This window comes from Streptomyces sp. NPDC050703 (assembly GCF_040654435.1).
Lineage (GTDB): Bacteria > Actinomycetota > Actinomycetes > Streptomycetales > Streptomycetaceae > Streptomyces.
Map to the genome: position 1 here is coordinate 33,562 of NZ_JBFAHX010000006.1, position 13,444 is coordinate 47,005.

At 73.1% G+C, this 13,444-nt stretch carries 13 protein-coding genes; 6 read left to right on the plus strand and 7 right to left on the minus strand.

Annotated features, from left to right (window positions below; genetic code table 11):
• The first annotated feature begins 64 nt into the window (after positions 1–64).
• Positions 65–1,339, plus strand: a complete 1,275-nt coding sequence (locus tag AB0I16_RS07660; protein WP_363248395.1) for a pyroglutamyl peptidase — start codon at positions 65–67, stop codon at positions 1,337–1,339.
• Positions 1,340–1,342: 3 nt separating this feature from the next.
• Here AB0I16_RS07660 and AB0I16_RS07665 read toward each other — a convergent pair whose 3' ends face one another.
• The gene (locus AB0I16_RS07665; RefSeq protein WP_363248396.1) at positions 1,343–2,200 is read right to left on the minus strand and encodes an EI24 domain-containing protein; all 858 of its coding nucleotides are present in this window, start codon (positions 2,198–2,200) and stop codon (positions 1,343–1,345) included.
• A gap of 148 nt (positions 2,201–2,348) precedes the next feature.
• Here AB0I16_RS07665 and AB0I16_RS07670 point away from each other — a divergent pair, with 148 nt between their 5' ends.
• Complete coding sequence (locus AB0I16_RS07670) at positions 2,349–4,922, plus strand: M14 family zinc carboxypeptidase (RefSeq protein WP_363248397.1); 2,574 nt, start codon at positions 2,349–2,351, stop codon at positions 4,920–4,922.
• Entirely contained in the window at positions 4,919–6,079 is a 1,161-nt protein-coding gene (locus tag AB0I16_RS07675; RefSeq protein WP_363248398.1) for a serine hydrolase domain-containing protein, read from the plus strand. The genes AB0I16_RS07670 and AB0I16_RS07675 overlap by 4 nt, the downstream gene beginning before the upstream one ends.
• Before the next feature lie 69 nt (positions 6,080–6,148).
• On the opposite strand, the gene AB0I16_RS07680 is transcribed toward AB0I16_RS07675, so the two are convergent.
• Together AB0I16_RS07680 and AB0I16_RS07685 are read right to left on the minus strand one after the other, a co-directional pair.
• Positions 6,149–6,577, minus strand: a complete 429-nt coding sequence (locus AB0I16_RS07680; protein WP_363248399.1) for an organic hydroperoxide resistance protein — start codon at positions 6,575–6,577, stop codon at positions 6,149–6,151.
• Between the two features lie 110 nt (positions 6,578–6,687).
• Positions 6,688–7,722 (minus strand): NADP-dependent oxidoreductase, encoded by a 1,035-nt coding sequence (locus AB0I16_RS07685; protein WP_363248400.1) that lies wholly within the window; start codon positions 7,720–7,722, stop codon positions 6,688–6,690.
• A 116-nt stretch (positions 7,723–7,838) separates the two neighbouring features.
• On the opposite strand from AB0I16_RS07685, the gene AB0I16_RS07690 reads away from it, so the two are divergent.
• Positions 7,839–8,333, plus strand: a complete 495-nt coding sequence (locus tag AB0I16_RS07690; protein WP_363248401.1) for a MarR family transcriptional regulator — start codon at positions 7,839–7,841, stop codon at positions 8,331–8,333.
• Between the two features lie 96 nt (positions 8,334–8,429).
• Here the strand turns inward: AB0I16_RS07690 and AB0I16_RS07695 are convergent, their stop codons facing one another.
• Positions 8,430–8,639: a DUF397 domain-containing protein gene (locus AB0I16_RS07695; RefSeq protein WP_363248402.1), complete on the minus strand. Its 210-nt coding sequence runs from the start codon at positions 8,637–8,639 to the stop codon at positions 8,430–8,432.
• An 11-nt stretch (positions 8,640–8,650) separates the two neighbouring features.
• Positions 8,651–9,442 carry a DUF5753 domain-containing protein gene (locus AB0I16_RS07700; protein WP_363248403.1) on the minus strand — a complete coding sequence of 264 codons (792 nt, stop codon included), beginning with the start codon at positions 9,440–9,442 and terminating at the stop codon, positions 8,651–8,653.
• 343 nt (positions 9,443–9,785) lie between these two features.
• On the opposite strand from AB0I16_RS07700, the gene AB0I16_RS07705 reads away from it, so the two are divergent.
• The gene (locus tag AB0I16_RS07705; protein ID WP_363248404.1) at positions 9,786–10,247 is read left to right on the plus strand and encodes an ATP-binding protein; all 462 of its coding nucleotides are present in this window, start codon (positions 9,786–9,788) and stop codon (positions 10,245–10,247) included.
• Positions 10,248–10,282: 35 nt separating this feature from the next.
• Here the strand turns inward: AB0I16_RS07705 and AB0I16_RS07710 are convergent, their stop codons facing one another.
• On the minus strand, positions 10,283–11,050 hold the full coding sequence (locus AB0I16_RS07710) for a hypothetical protein (protein ID WP_363248405.1): 768 nt from the start codon (positions 11,048–11,050) through the stop codon (positions 10,283–10,285).
• Between the two features lie 121 nt (positions 11,051–11,171).
• Between AB0I16_RS07710 and AB0I16_RS07715 the strand changes: the two genes are divergently transcribed.
• Complete coding sequence (locus AB0I16_RS07715; RefSeq protein ID WP_363248406.1) at positions 11,172–12,041, plus strand: YwqG family protein; 870 nt, start codon at positions 11,172–11,174, stop codon at positions 12,039–12,041.
• A gap of 58 nt (positions 12,042–12,099) precedes the next feature.
• Here the strand turns inward: AB0I16_RS07715 and AB0I16_RS07720 are convergent, their stop codons facing one another.
• Positions 12,100–13,413, minus strand: coding sequence for a helix-turn-helix domain-containing protein (locus AB0I16_RS07720; RefSeq protein WP_363248594.1), 1,314 nt, complete (start codon positions 13,411–13,413; stop codon positions 12,100–12,102).
• Between the last annotated feature and the right edge of the window lie 31 nt (positions 13,414–13,444).

Genomic DNA, 13,444 nt, shown 5'->3' on the forward strand with positions numbered 1-13,444 from the left:
ACGGTGCACCGCTTACGGAAGGAACCGCGTGTCCCCTCGCCCTCGCGTGCTCTCTCGTCCCCCCATGCCCGGCGGCTCCCGCTCCCGGCTCGCCGGCGCGCTCGGCCTCGCCGCCCTGCTGGCCGGGCTCGGCGTCTCCGCGCCCGCCTCCGCCGCCCCGAAGGACGCCGGTGGCCGTGCGGTCACCGTCGAGGAGGCGCGGCTCGACCGGGCCGCGCCCCAGGAGATCCTGCGGCGCAGTGGCTTCGCCTCGCGGGCGCCGGAGCTGGCCCGTGCGCTCGCCAAGGCGCGCTCCTACGACCAGGCGCGGCGGCTCGTCGAGCGCGAGGGCAGGTCGCTGTGGCGCGGGGCCGTCGACAGGGCGCAGGGGCGCGGGCCGGCCGGTGGCGATCTGAGCAGGGACGACGACCGGCCGCTCTACTGGGCGCGGCTCGGGATGACGCGGGAGCTGCGGCAGTGGGAGCCGAACCGGTTCTCCCTGGGCGACGAGCGGCGCGCGCGCCTCATCGACGCCCTGGAGACGACGTCACGGGGACAGGACGACGTCCGCTTCACGGGGCGCCACCACGGCAAGGGGGTCAAGCGCGTCCTCGTCACCGGCTTCGATCCGTTCACCCTCGACCGGGACGTCCGGATCAGCAATCCGTCGGGCGCGACCGCGCTGGCCCTCGACGGCACGACGATACGGACCGCCGAGGGCCCGGCCCGCGTCGAGGCCGTCACCTTCCCCGTGCGCTGGCAGGACTTCACCGACGGCGAGGTGGAGCGGGCACTGCGTCCGGTGCTGCCGCGCGTCGACCTCTTCACCACCATCAGCCAGGGCCGTGTGGGCCGCGTGGACGTGGAGCGGACCAACGGGGCCTGGCGCGGCGGCTTCCCCGACAACGACAACGCCTCGCGCACCGGGCTGGTTCCGGTGAGCGACCCCGCCTCGCAGCCCCAGTGGACGACGACGACCCTCCCGTACCGGGCGATCGTGGACGCGGAGACCGGGCGCTTCCCGGTCTACGACAACACGTCGGTGACCGAGGTCCCCGCGGGCGGCACCCAGCCGGTGGTGCGGCCGGACGGGCCGACGGAGGGGTCGGCCGCCCGTGCGGGCGGCGGCGGGGACTACCTGTCCAACGAGATCGCCTACCGGGCCACGCTGCTGCGGGACCGGCTCGGGCTGCACGACCGGCTGCCCGGCGGCCATGTCCACACGCCCGTGCTGCAGTTCGGCTCGGGGAACACGGACCCGGCGACCGGCGCGGTGACCGACCCCGACTTCGTGCGGAACCGGCTCGACATCATCGCCCAGGTGCGGAGCATCCTGCGGACGGCCGTCTCGGCGTCCTGACGGTCAGGCCGGGTGGCCCGTACCGAATCCGCCGCCCTGTCCGCCGGGTCCGGGGAAGTCACCGGACCGGCCGGGGAAGCCCCCGCCCTGCGCGGGGGCGCCCCCGGCGTCGTCCTCCCCGGCGTTCTCGCCCATCAGGTCCCGTGCCATCAGCGTCGCGCCCGCGACCGCGCCCGGCATCAGGAAGACGGCGACGAACGGCACGAGGAAGGCGACGGCGAGCGGCGTCCCGAAGCCCCAGGCCAGTTGCTTGCGGGAGCGCAGCAGGGCCAGGCGTTCGCGGAGTTCGACGCCGCGGCGCTGGAGGGCGACGGCGGTGAGTTCCTCGACGAGGAAGAAGCCGGTGACGCAGAAGCCGATCACCGGGATCACGGTCTGGCCGACCACCGGGATGAATCCGAGGGCGAAGAGCAGGACGCCCCAGAGCGCCGCGCGGACGACGATGCGGAGGCTGTCCCGCGCGGAGATCCACAGCTCCCGCCAGAGCGGGAGGCCCGACTCGGGGGCGTGGCCCGACTCGGCGATGTCGACCTTCTCGGACAGCGACTCGTAGAAGGGCTGCCCGACGAGGAGCGTCACGGCGGTGAAGGTGAGGACGGACAGCAGCAGCGCGAGGGCGAAGAGCAGCGCCGTCAGGAAGCCGCGGAAGAGGCCGAGCCAGGGCGACGACCAGTCGTCGGCGAAGGGCGTGGCCCAGCCGACGAGATCGGCGCCCCAGAGCGCGAGCGCGACGAGCGCGGCGGCGTAGAGGACGAGGGTGATGAGGCCGGGCAACAGGCCCATCCCGTACTGCTTGCCGTGCTGGGCGACCCAGCGCTGGCCCTTCATCAGATAGCCGAAGCCCACACCGAGATCGCGCATGCGGCACACCCTAACCGCCGTGGCACGGGGGTTCGGTCGACACCGTGTGCCAGAACCGTCACGACGGAGGGCGCCGTTACGGAAAACCCCCTTGTTGCGCGCGAGTTGAACCGGTAAGACCTCGCTTGACGATCTCCCGGAGGTACGCATGGGTATATCCCGGCCATCAAGACCCGTTCTGGCCACCACCGCCGCCACGGCCGGCGCGCTGCTGTTCACCACGTTCGCCCCCGGCACCGCGACCGCGGACCCGGCGCCGCGCCCCGCCGTCCGCGAGGGCTCTCCGCTCGGCGCCGACCGGGCGGCCAAGGCCCCGGAGCGGGCCGCGGAGCGGGCCCTCGGCGACACGGGGGCCGCCGGGCTCGGCAGCGGCGAGGGGCGCGGCTATCCGCGGGAGCGGAAGCTCACCGTGCCCGCGGAGAATCCTGCCGACAAGTCGATAAAGCTGGGGCTCACGCCGTACCACGGCATCGCCCCGAGGCTGAACGCCCTCCAGCGCGTGGGCGACCGCGTGAGCGTGGAGGTGGCGGGCCGTTCCGCGGGCGGTCACGAGCTCTACCTGGTGACCGTGACGGCACCGGAGACGGCGCGCGAGGCGGCCCGGCAGGAGCGGATGCGCGAGCGCATCGAGAACGCGCCGGCGGCCGCCGCGAAGGACAAGGCGATCAAGTCCTCGTACAAGACGCCGGTGTTCATCAACAACAACATCCACGGCAACGAGTGGGAGGGCACCGACGCCGCCCTGAAGCTCATCGAGAAGCTGGCGAAGGCCGAGGACAGGAAGAGCCGGGACCTCCTCGCGCACCACCGCCTCTACTTCAACGTCACCTCCAACCCCGACGGCCGCGTCGCCGGCACCCGCGCCAACGCGGGCGGCTTCGACCTCAACCGCGACTTCATCACCGCCTCCCAGCCCGAGGCGCGCGCGGTCCGGCAGATCGCGATCGACAAGCAGCCCGCCGTCATGATCGACCTGCACGGCTATGTGAACGGCACGCTGATCGAGCCGACCACTCCCCCGCACGGCGAGAACTACGAGTACGACCTGTTCCTGAAGAACTCCTACGCCAACGCCCTCGGCATGGAGGCCGCCGTCAACGGCCTCGGCTACACCGAGGAGAAGGACGGCGTGCTGCCCGCGGTCATCCCCTTCCGCGACCAGGAGGAGGGCTGGGACGACTGGCCGCCGATCTTCACCCCGCAGTACATGCCGTTCCACGGCGCGGTCGCGACCCACACCATCGAGTTCCCGATGCAGGTCAACAACGCGGAGTACGAGACGCAGCCGGTCGCCGAGCTGCGCCGCAGGGCCGCCGTCAACGTGGACATCGCGGGCGCGGCCATGCGCGCGACCCTCGACTACACCCAAAAGCACCGCACCTCGCTGATCGCCGACCAGATCGAGGTCTTCCGGCGCGGCGCGACCGGCGCCGAGCAGGTCCCCGTCTCCGAGGAGACGGTGCCCGGCGTGCCCGGGATCGGCCCCGAGGACGTGTACACCACCGAGTTCCCGCGCGCGTACGTGATCCCCGCGGGCCGCGGCCAGCGCTCGGCGACGGCGGCGGCCCGGCTCGTGGACCATCTCGTCGCCAACGACGTACGGGTGGAGCGCGCGACCCACGGCTTCCGGCTCGGCGGGCGGACGTACGCCGAGGGCTCGTACGTCGTGGACATGCACCAGCCCAAGCGCGGCCTCGCCAATGTGATGCTGGCCGACGGGCGGGACATCAGCGACAAGGTGTCGACGATGTACGACATCTCCGGGTGGAGCCTCGGACGGCTCTGGGGCGCGAGCGTCGACGCCGTCAGGACCGGCGGTCTGAAGGGTGTCCACGCGCGCGTGGTGCACACCGCCTCCGACGTCGCCTACGTGGCACCGCGCGGGAACCTGCGGCTGCGGCTCGACGACCCGCGCGAGGTCGCGGCGCTCAACTCGCTGCTCGCGAAGGGCGTCACCGCGCGGGCCGACGGCAAGGGCGGCGCGATCCTGCCGTCGTCCGCGCGCGGGGCGGCGACCGCCGCGGCGAAGAAGTACGACGTCGCGTTCGACGCCACGAAGGACAAGGGCCGCGAAGCGCTGCACCGCACGCGGGTCGCGGCGGCCGTCACGCCGGGCGAGCTGTTCGCGCTGCGGGAGATGGGCTTCGACGTGGTGCCCGTCTCCACGGCCGTGCTCAACGCCGGCTTCGACTGGCGGAAGGCGGACGCCCTCATGGTGTCGGCCGGGCTCGACCGCGCCAAGCTGAACCCGGCGGCGCGGTCCGCGCTCGACGCGTTCCTCGCCGGGGGCGGCGGCCTCGTCGGCCGTGGCGCGGCCGGCGCCGCGCTCAACGCCGACGCGGGCCTGCTCGCCGCGGAGCAGGTCGAGGGCAACGGCGACGCCAACGGCGTGGTGCGCGTGTCCAACGCGGGCGGCGCCATCACCGGCGGCGCCCCCGGCCACAGCTTCGTCTACTCGCCTTCGTGGTTCACCGACCTCGGCCCCGGCGTGCGCGTGGAGCAGAGGTACGGGACCGGCGACCCCCTGGTCTCCGGGCACTGGCGGGCCACGGAGGAGGGCTCCGGCGGCCCTGCCGACGCCGCGGGCCGCGCCTCGGTCGTCAGCGGGTCCGCGGGCGGCGCGGACGTGGTGCTCTTCGGCACCGAACCGCTCTTCCGCGCCCACCCGAAGGGCGTGTTCCCGCAGGTCGGGCGGGCGCTGCTGAGCGTGAGCCGGTCATGACCCGCGAGCGCCGCGTCCAGGGGACGGTCGCCGAGGGCTACGAGGCGGTGCGCGAGGAGTTCACCGCCGTGCTCGCGGGCGAGCTGCCCGGGTACGAGGGCCGGGTCACCGCCTATGTGCGGGGCCGCGAGGTCGTCGACCTGTGGGCGGGTCCCGAAGGTGCGGGCGAGGGCCTGTACGGCGTCTACTCCTCCACCAAGGGCGCCGCCCACCTCGTCGTCGCCCTGCTCGTGCAGGACGGCGTCCTGGACCTGGACCGGGCCGTCGCCCACTACTGGCCGGAGTTCGCCGCCGAGGGCAAGGGCGCGGTGACCCTGCGGGAGCTGCTCGCGCACCGGGCGGGCGTGGTGGGCGCCGACTCCGGCTTCTCGCCCGCGGAGGTCGCCGACGACCGGGCGATCGCCGCACGCCTGGCCGCGCAGCGCCCCTTCTGGCGCCCGGGGGCCGCCTTCGGCTACCACGCCCTGACGGTGGGGGCACTCTCCGGGGAGGTCGTCCACCGGGCCACCGGGCAGACCCTCCAGGAGGTGTACGAGGAGCGGGTGCGCGCGCCGTACGGGCTCGACTTCTTCCTGGGGCTGCCCGAGGAGCACGAGGGGCGGTTCCGTTCCGTGCAGCCGATGGCGCCCACGCCCGAGGAGGCGGCGCTGCTCGCCTCGCAGCCGCCGCAGCCGCACAGCCTCGGCTCCATCGCCTTCAACCGCCACGGGGCGCACCCCACCGACCTGGAGGCGCTGCCCAACTCCCGCCTGGTGCGCGCCAAGGGGCCCGCGTCGGTCGGCGGGGTGGCGTCGGCACGGGGCCTCGCCGGGATGTACGCGGCGGCGGTCACCGGCGTCGACGGCCGTGAGGCGCTGCTGAAGCCCGCCACCGTCGCGGAGTTCGGGCAGGTCCAGTCCGTGGGGCACGACCTGGCGCTGCGGGCCCACAGGGCGTTCGGGGTCGGCTTCCAGGCGACGTCCGAGGCGGTGTACCCGTTCCTCGGCGCGGGCACCATCGGGCACAGCGGCGTGGGCGGCTCGCAGGCGTTCGCCGATCCGCGCGGCGGTCTCGCCTACGGCTACACGCGGCGGCGGTACGCCTTCCCCGGCGGCCCGGCCGCGGAGAACGAGCGGCTGGTGCGGGCGGTCCACGAGGCCGCGCTCGCCGCGGGCTGACGCACGCGCGCGTGAGGGCCGCGCCCCGGCTTCGGGGTGCGGCCCTCATGCGGTGCGGACGGCGTGCGGTCAGGCGACCGAGAGCTCGACCTTGATGTTGCCGCGCGTGGCGTTCGAGTAGGGGCACACCTGGTGCGCCTTCTCGACCAGGGACCGCGCGGTGGCCTCGTCCACGTTCGGGATGGAGGCGGAGATCTCCACCTCAAGGCCGAAGCCGCCGGACTCGTTCTGGCCGATGCCGACCTTGGCGGTCACGGTGGAGCCGGAGATGTCGGCGTTCTCCTTGCGGGCGACCACGCCGAGGGCGCCCTGGAAGCAGGCGCTGTAGCCCGCCGCGAAGAGCTGCTCGGGGTTGGTGCCCGCGCCGCTGCCGCCCATTTCCTTCGGCGGGTTCACGACGACGTCGAGCTTGCCGTCGTCGCTGGCCACGCGGCCGTCGCGGCCGTTCTCCGCGGTGGCCACGGCGGTGTACTTGACGTCGATCTTCTGGATGGACATAACTGCTCTTTCCTCCTGAGATGTGACGTGGTGCGCGCCCACAACCACGATTTGCGGAATCAGGTTATCGGATGCCGGAAGAACGTCGACGGATGCCGGCCGCCGTCGTCTCAGGCGAGAGAGACGATCATCTTTCCGGTGTTCTCGCCGCGGAGCATGCCGAGGAATGCCTCCACGCCGTTCTCGACGCCCTCGACCACCGTCTCGCGGTACTTCAGCTCACCGGAGCGGACCCAGCCGCCGACCTCGCGGACGAACTCCGGCTGGAGCGCGCTGTGGTCCTGCACGAGCATGCCCGTCAGGCGCAGGCGCTTGCCGATGACCAGGGCGAGGTTGCGCGGGGCCGGGGTCGGCTCCTTGTCGTTGTAGCCCGCGATCATGCCGCAGATGGTGACGCGGCCGTGCACGTTCAGGCGGCTGATGGCGGCCTCCAGGTGCTCACCGCCGACGTTGTCGAAGTAGACGTCGATGCCGTCGGGGGCGGCCTCCTTGAGCTGCTCGGCGACGGGCTTGTCGTCCTTGTAGTTGAAGGCGGCGTCGAAGCCGTACTCCTCGACGAGCAGCTTGACCTTCTCGTCGGAGCCGGCCGAGCCGATGACGCGCGAGGCGCCCTTCAGCTTGGCGATCTGGCCGACCTGGCCGCCGACGGCACCGGCCGCGCCGGAGACGAAGACGGCGTCGCCCTCCTTGAAGGAGGCCACTTCGAGCAGTCCGGCGTAGGCGGTCAGGCCCGTCATGCCGAGCACGCCGAGGTAGGCGGAGAGCGGCGCGGCGTCGGGGTCGACCTTGGTGGCGTGCTGCACGGGCACCGAGGCGTACTCGCGCCAGCCCGCGAAGTGCAGGACGTGGTCGCCCACGGCGAAGCCCTCGGCGTTCGAGGCCACGACCTCGCCGACCGCGCCGCCCTCCATGGGGCGGTCGAGCTGGAACGGCGGGACGTAGGACTTCACGTCGTTCATCCGGCCCCGCATGTACGGGTCCACCGAGAAGTAGAGGTTGCGGACCAGGACGCGGCCCTCGGCCGGGGCCTCCACGGGGACCTCGCGCAGCGCGAAGTCCTCGGGGACCGGCCAGCCGTCGGGGCGCCGCACGAGGTGCCATTCGCGGCTGACGGACGGAAGCTGCTGCTCAGGGGTGACGGACATGAGGGGGGTGTCCTCCTACGACGGCGTACGAATGCTTGATGCAGATACTTCAGGTTGTGAAACAACCATGCTCCTGCATATTTCATGATGTCAAGTAACCGGGTAACCTGATGAGCATGTCGAGCAGCCCCGGTACCGCCTCCGGTACCCCATCTCCCCGCACCGACCCGCTGACGCTCGAAGTCGTCGAGCTGATCGGGACGGTCGTGGGGCGCTACCACGAGGAGTACGAGGAGGCCGCCGCCGGGCACTCGCTGACCGGGGCGCAGGCGCGGGTCCTCGGGCTGCTCTCCCTGGAGCCGATGCCGATGCGCCGCATCGCCCAGAAGCTGAAGTGCGAGCCGTCGAACATCACGGGCATCGTCGACCGTCTTGAGGCACGCGGCCTGGTCGAGCGCCGCCCGGACCCGGCCGACCGCCGCGTGAAGCTGGCGGCGCCCACGGCCGAGGGCAAGGCGGTGGCCCGCGGCCTGCGCGACTCCCTGAACTTCGCCCGCGAGCCGCTGGGCCGCCTCTCCCACGAGGAGCGGGTGACACTGCGGGGGCTGCTGCGGAGCATGCTGGGCGAGGAGGCTGACGGCGCCGACCGGCTCGCGCCGGGCGGAGGGTGAGTCGCAGGGAAGTATCCCAGCCTCTCGGCGTGAGCTGGGCGTTCGCGCCCCTGGTCCGAGACTTTCCTGCAATGCGCGGCGCTCAGCGGGCAGCGCTCAGCGGGCTTGACCGGTGGGTGCGGCGTGGCCGGCCTTGAGGGCGGTCAGGAGGGCGTGGAGTTGCGGTGCGCCTGTGGTGAGGGCGGTGGTGGGGGCGTCGCTTTCGCGGAGGTGTATCGCTGTTGTCGTGGCGGCGAGTTCGACGCAGTTGTCGCCGTCGCCTCCGCCGGAGTAGGTCGACTTCTGCCAGTTGAGGGCGTTCGGCACGGTGGCACCTTTCACAGTTCGTGGATGATGCGGGTGATGAGCTCTCGGGAGGACTCGGGGGTGAGCGCACTGTCCGCGATACGCATGTAGCGCGCCTGGTACCGAGCCATCCTCGCCTCTCCATCCAGGAACTGCGCGCCATGCGCGGTGTCGATCTGCACCGTGTCCAGCTGGGGAACCGGACCGTGCGCATACAGCATCGAGTACCCCGCACCGGCGAAGTCCTCGCTGGTGAAAGGCACGACGCGCACGGTCACGTGGTCCGATACGGAACGGTCGAGGATGTGCTCCAACTGCGCGCGGGCCGTCTTGCGACCGCCGACCCTGATGCGTAGCGCGGCCTCATGGATCACCGCTTCGTACGGGGTGGGGGATACACCCGAGATGACCTGCTGCCGTGCCGTGCGGAACGCCACATGGGCTTCCTGCCCCTCGTCGGGCCGGGCGGGCAACACGTACCGAAACGCGGCCCGCATGTGGTCCTCGGTCTGCAACAAGCCGGGGATGTGCGCCACTTCGAAGGTCTGGAGCCGGGAGGCATGGTGCTCCAGTTCCGCCAGGTCGAGCCCGGCAGGGGCGACAACCTCACGGTACTTCTCCCACCAACCCTTGCCTCGCTCCAAGGACATGGCGACCAGCGCGTCAACGTATGCGCCGTCTCGACAGCCGCAGTGCGCGGCCAGTTGACGGATCCGTTCCTCGCTGATGCCACTACGCCCCGTCTCCACAGCACTCTGCTGCATCGGATTCGAGCCGAGCAGCGCGGCGGCCGCGCGAGCCGTTACACCCGCGCGTTCACGCATCCTGCGCAGCTCGCTTCCCAGGCGCTCCTGTCGGGCGGTGGGGGAACTCCTTGGCGGCATTGGCCCTTACTCCCAGGTTGATCGGCTGAACGAGTATGCCGCGCCCACCGCAGGCGAGTCACCGGAAAGAGGGGAAGGAGAGTCATTACCTTGTGCCGTCACTACCTTACGCCCTACCGTCGGTCGCGTACTCGGAACTCAGAGTGAAGGCAGCCCTGGCTGCCCTGAACCCGGCCAAGCCCCACGCCAGTTGGAAGCGCACCCGCAGCCCGTGAGTTGTGGGCACTGCCACCTGCCGGCGGCATACCTCGCAACCCACGCCCCCTGACGGAGCTGACCTGCCATGCCCAAAACCGTGCCCGCCGCCCCGCTCACCCCCGCCTGGCCCCCCGACCCCCAGGTCGCCCCGTTCACGTACACCCTCTTCTGTCCGCCCCTGGAGACTTCTCCCCGCATCGCCCGCGACTTCGTCGCCTCCGTCCTTCGCTCCCGGCGGCTCGACGGCCTTGTCGACTCCGCTGCCCTCTGCACGTCCGAACTGGTCACCAACGCCTGTGTGCACGCCGTGGGCGTGGGGTCGCTGGTGTGGCTCTCCGTCGAGGCGTCGGGCGTGCGCGTCACCGTGTACGACGGGGCGTCCGACGACCTGCCGGTCATGCGTGAGGGCTACGACGCCGAGTCCGGGCGCGGGCTCTGGCTCGTCGACGCCATGAGCGGGGGGCGCTGGGGCAGCGCGCCCGGGGCACCCTTCGGGGGCGGGGGCGTTCGGGCGGGCAAGGGGGTCTGGTTCGAACTGCGGACGTAGTCGGCGGCACGGAGTCCCGCGCGGCAGGGCTCGGCTCAGGTGCACCACCACAGGAAGCGGTCGCACTCCCTCGTCGGGGTCGGGTCCGGGGTCGGGGTGGGCTTCGGGGCCCCGGTGGTGGGCGGGGCCCCGGTCGGGCGTGGTGCGTCCGGGGTTGCGCCCGGGGGCGTGGTCGGCGAGGGCTGCTGCGGCCGGCCGTCGCCGCCCTCCTCGCCCTGCTCGCCCTGCCCCAACCCGTCCACGCCGTCGCCGTCGCCGTCGTGCGTGTCCTCGTCCGCGCCGCCCTCGCGGGCCTTCTTCCGCTTCGTCCTCTCGGCGGCCTCCGCCCGCTCGCTCTCGCTCGCCGAGGCCGCCCCCGTGGCCACCGCTTCCCTCGCCGAGGCGCTGCCGCCCGGCGGTGTGGCGCCCGGCGTGGACGTGCCGCCCCCGGTGGCGTCCCCCGCGTCTCCGTCGGGGGCGGACGCGGCCGTGGGCTGTTCCGAGGGGCCCTCGGTGCCCAGTTCCGCGAGGCTCAGGCCGCCGGCCGCGAGCGCGAGGCCCGCGGTGGCGAGGAGGGCCTTGCGGCGCCTGCGCCGGTGTGCGGCACGGCCGCGCTCCTTGCGGCGGGCGCGGGCACGGCCCCCGGCGCGGGGCGCAACCGTGTCCTCGCCGTACGCGCCGTACGCGTCGCCGGCGCGGGCGGCGGGCCCGTCCGCGCCGGTGAGCGACCGCCCGTACTCCCGGCACGCTTCGGCCGGAGTGCCGCACCCCGGGCAGGCGAGGGCTCCGTTGAGGTGCCTGCGGCACGGGTGGCAGTAGTCCATGAGGCTTGGAGGCTAGGGCGCTTCCCGGTGGCAGCGGAAGCCGCCCCTGTGAAGGTTGTGTGCGGAATCAACGACTCCGGGCGCGGCGGCGTTGTCAGTGGCAGGAGGCATGATTCTCGGCATGACGCAGAACTCCTCGGGTGAGCTGTACGCCCTCGCGCACGAGCACCTTCCCTCCGACGTGGCCGAGCGGTGGCTCGGGCTCCTGCGGCCCGGCATCCGGCTGGCCGCGGCGGGCGGGGACGAGGCCGTGGTGGGGCAGTTGGGCGGCGAGCCCCGGCTCCCTGACACCATGGAGTGGCCGGAGTGGGAGGGGCAGGGACCGCTGTCGTTCATCGCCTCGGTGGACTGCGCGGCGCTGCCCGCGGACGCCCTCGACATACCGTTCCCGGCGTCCGGCACGCTCTCCTTCTTCTTCTACGACGGCCAACTGGACGGCGACGAGGAGGCGTTCGTCGAGGTGGACGACCCGGAGACATGGGCGGGCGCCCGGGTCGTCCATGTACCGGCGGGAGTGCCGACCTCCCGCCGCGACACCCCCTGCGAGCTGGAGTCCTACCCCCACGTGCCGCTCGCCGCACACGTGCGGCCGACGGTGGCGGAGCCCACGCATCCGCAGATCCAGGAGGCCCTGGCGCCGGACGCGGAGCCCTTCGAGGAGTACGAACACCCGGTGTGCGGCCGGAAGTTCGTCGACGGCCTGTGGCAGCTGGACGACGAGGTGGGCCACCAGCTCGGCGGCACACCGCAGTCGGTGCAGGGCCCCGTCGAGCTGGAGGTCGCCCGCGCCGCCATCGGCCCGGGCACGGACTGGCACGACCCCCGGCTCGTCGACGAGATGCGGGAGTGGGTGCTGCTCGCCCAGTTCGACACGGACGACGCGGCGGACATGATGTGGGGCGACACCGGCTGCCTCTACTGGCTCATACGCCGCGACGACCTCGCCGAACTCCGCTTCGACAAGGCCATGTTCACCTGGCAGTGCTGCTGACCGGGCGACGGCGCACGGAGCCGGGCCCGCGCCGCCGGGGGCCGGGGGCCACCGGGTCCTAGGCCCGGCCCAGCTGCCCCCGCAACCGCCGCGCGCGCAGCACCAGTTCGAGCTCGAAGCGGCGGTCCGGGTCGTCCACCTCGTCGCCCCACAGCTCGCGTATCTGGCGCAGGCGGTAGCGGACGGTCTGCGGGTGGACGCCGAGCCTCGCCGCGACCTCCGGGGCGCCGCCGCGCGTCTCCAGCCAGGCGAGGAGGGTCTCGGCGAGGCGGCGGCCATGGGCCGGCCCGCAGTGGTTCAGGGGCGCGAGGCAGCGGCGGGCCAGGTCCTCGATGAGCTCCTCGGGCTGGAGCAGCACCAGTGCTTCGGTGTGCTCCGTGCAGTGCAGGACCTCGCCGGCGGGCAGCAGCCCCCGCTCCATGAGCCGTACGGCGGCCTCGGCCCAGCGCAGCGACTTCGCGGCGTCGGCGAGCGGCACGGGCGGGCCGATCGCTCCCGACCAGCCGGTCATGGCGCGGCGCAGCAGTTCGGGGCGGCCCGCGGCCTCGGGGTCGGGCACGACCATGCGGGGCTGCTCCGCCTCCATGTCGAGCAGGACGCCCTCGCCGACCGCGGGGGCGACGGCCTCCCTCGCGGGCCGGAGCAGCACGCCCACCGCGACACGCTCGGGGAGCTGCCAGCCGACGCGGGCCGCCCGCTCGCCGAGGTTGCCGCCGAGCGCGGCGGCGCCCTGCTTGGCCGAGTGGCCCTGGCCGCGGTCGCCGTAGGGCGCGGAGCCGCCGGAGTCGGGACGCCGCTCCGAGAGCAGCAGCTCCATGAGCTTGCGCTGCAGCCTGAGCCGTTCGCCCGCTTCCCGGGCCGCGGCCTCGGCGTAGCCGCGGACGGACTGGTCGACGAGGCCGTCGAGGTACTCGAAACCGGACTCGGCGAGTTCGTACATGGCGGGGGGCGGGATCTCTATCTGCTGGCCGATCTCGGCGAGGCGCCGCCAGGCGAGCCGTACGCCGAGGCGGTAGATCGCCTGGAGCGAGTCGAGGCTGCGGCCGTGCAGGCCCTCGCCGCGGCCGAACTCCTGGAAGACCTCCAGGTGGTAGCGGGGCCTGCCCTCCTGCGACGCCAGTTGCTGGACGAAGCCCTCCAGGGCGCGGCGGATGCCGACCAGCGCCATCGGCTCGCCCGAGTCGTCGAGGACGACGGGGAGCCCGGGGTACTCGGCACGGATCTCGCGCAGGATGTCCTGGGCGAGCGCGGGCACCTCCTCCAGGGCGAGCGCGGCGAACCTGCGCACCTGGCGGGGCGGCACGTCACGCCAGGCGGAGCGGGCCGACGGCGCGGCCTGACCGCCCGTGGAGGGCACGGCGCGGGGAGCCATGTCGGCGGGGTGGGTGTCGGTCGCGGCCACG

Bases quoted from the DNA above. Each gene is read 5' to 3' on its own strand.
- AB0I16_RS07660 (WP_363248395.1), top strand. From the start codon at position 65: ATGCCCGGCGGCTCCCGCTCCCGGCTCGCCGGCGCGCTCGGCCTCGCC.
- AB0I16_RS07665 (WP_363248396.1), bottom strand. From the start codon at position 2,200: ATGCGCGATCTCGGTGTGGGCTTCGGCTATCTGATGAAGGGCCAGCGC.
- AB0I16_RS07670 (WP_363248397.1), top strand. From the start codon at position 2,349: ATGGGTATATCCCGGCCATCAAGACCCGTTCTGGCCACCACCGCCGCC.
- AB0I16_RS07675 (WP_363248398.1), top strand. From the start codon at position 4,919: ATGACCCGCGAGCGCCGCGTCCAGGGGACGGTCGCCGAGGGCTACGAG.
- AB0I16_RS07680 (WP_363248399.1), bottom strand. From the start codon at position 6,577: ATGTCCATCCAGAAGATCGACGTCAAGTACACCGCCGTGGCCACCGCG.
- AB0I16_RS07685 (WP_363248400.1), bottom strand. From the start codon at position 7,722: ATGTCCGTCACCCCTGAGCAGCAGCTTCCGTCCGTCAGCCGCGAATGG.
- AB0I16_RS07690 (WP_363248401.1), top strand. From the start codon at position 7,839: ATGTCGAGCAGCCCCGGTACCGCCTCCGGTACCCCATCTCCCCGCACC.
- AB0I16_RS07700 (WP_363248403.1), bottom strand. From the start codon at position 9,442: ATGCGTGAACGCGCGGGTGTAACGGCTCGCGCGGCCGCCGCGCTGCTC.
- AB0I16_RS07705 (WP_363248404.1), top strand. From the start codon at position 9,786: ATGCCCAAAACCGTGCCCGCCGCCCCGCTCACCCCCGCCTGGCCCCCC.
- AB0I16_RS07710 (WP_363248405.1), bottom strand. From the start codon at position 11,050: ATGGACTACTGCCACCCGTGCCGCAGGCACCTCAACGGAGCCCTCGCC.
- AB0I16_RS07715 (WP_363248406.1), top strand. From the start codon at position 11,172: ATGACGCAGAACTCCTCGGGTGAGCTGTACGCCCTCGCGCACGAGCAC.
- AB0I16_RS07720 (WP_363248594.1), bottom strand. From the start codon at position 13,413: ATGGCTCCCCGCGCCGTGCCCTCCACGGGCGGTCAGGCCGCGCCGTCG.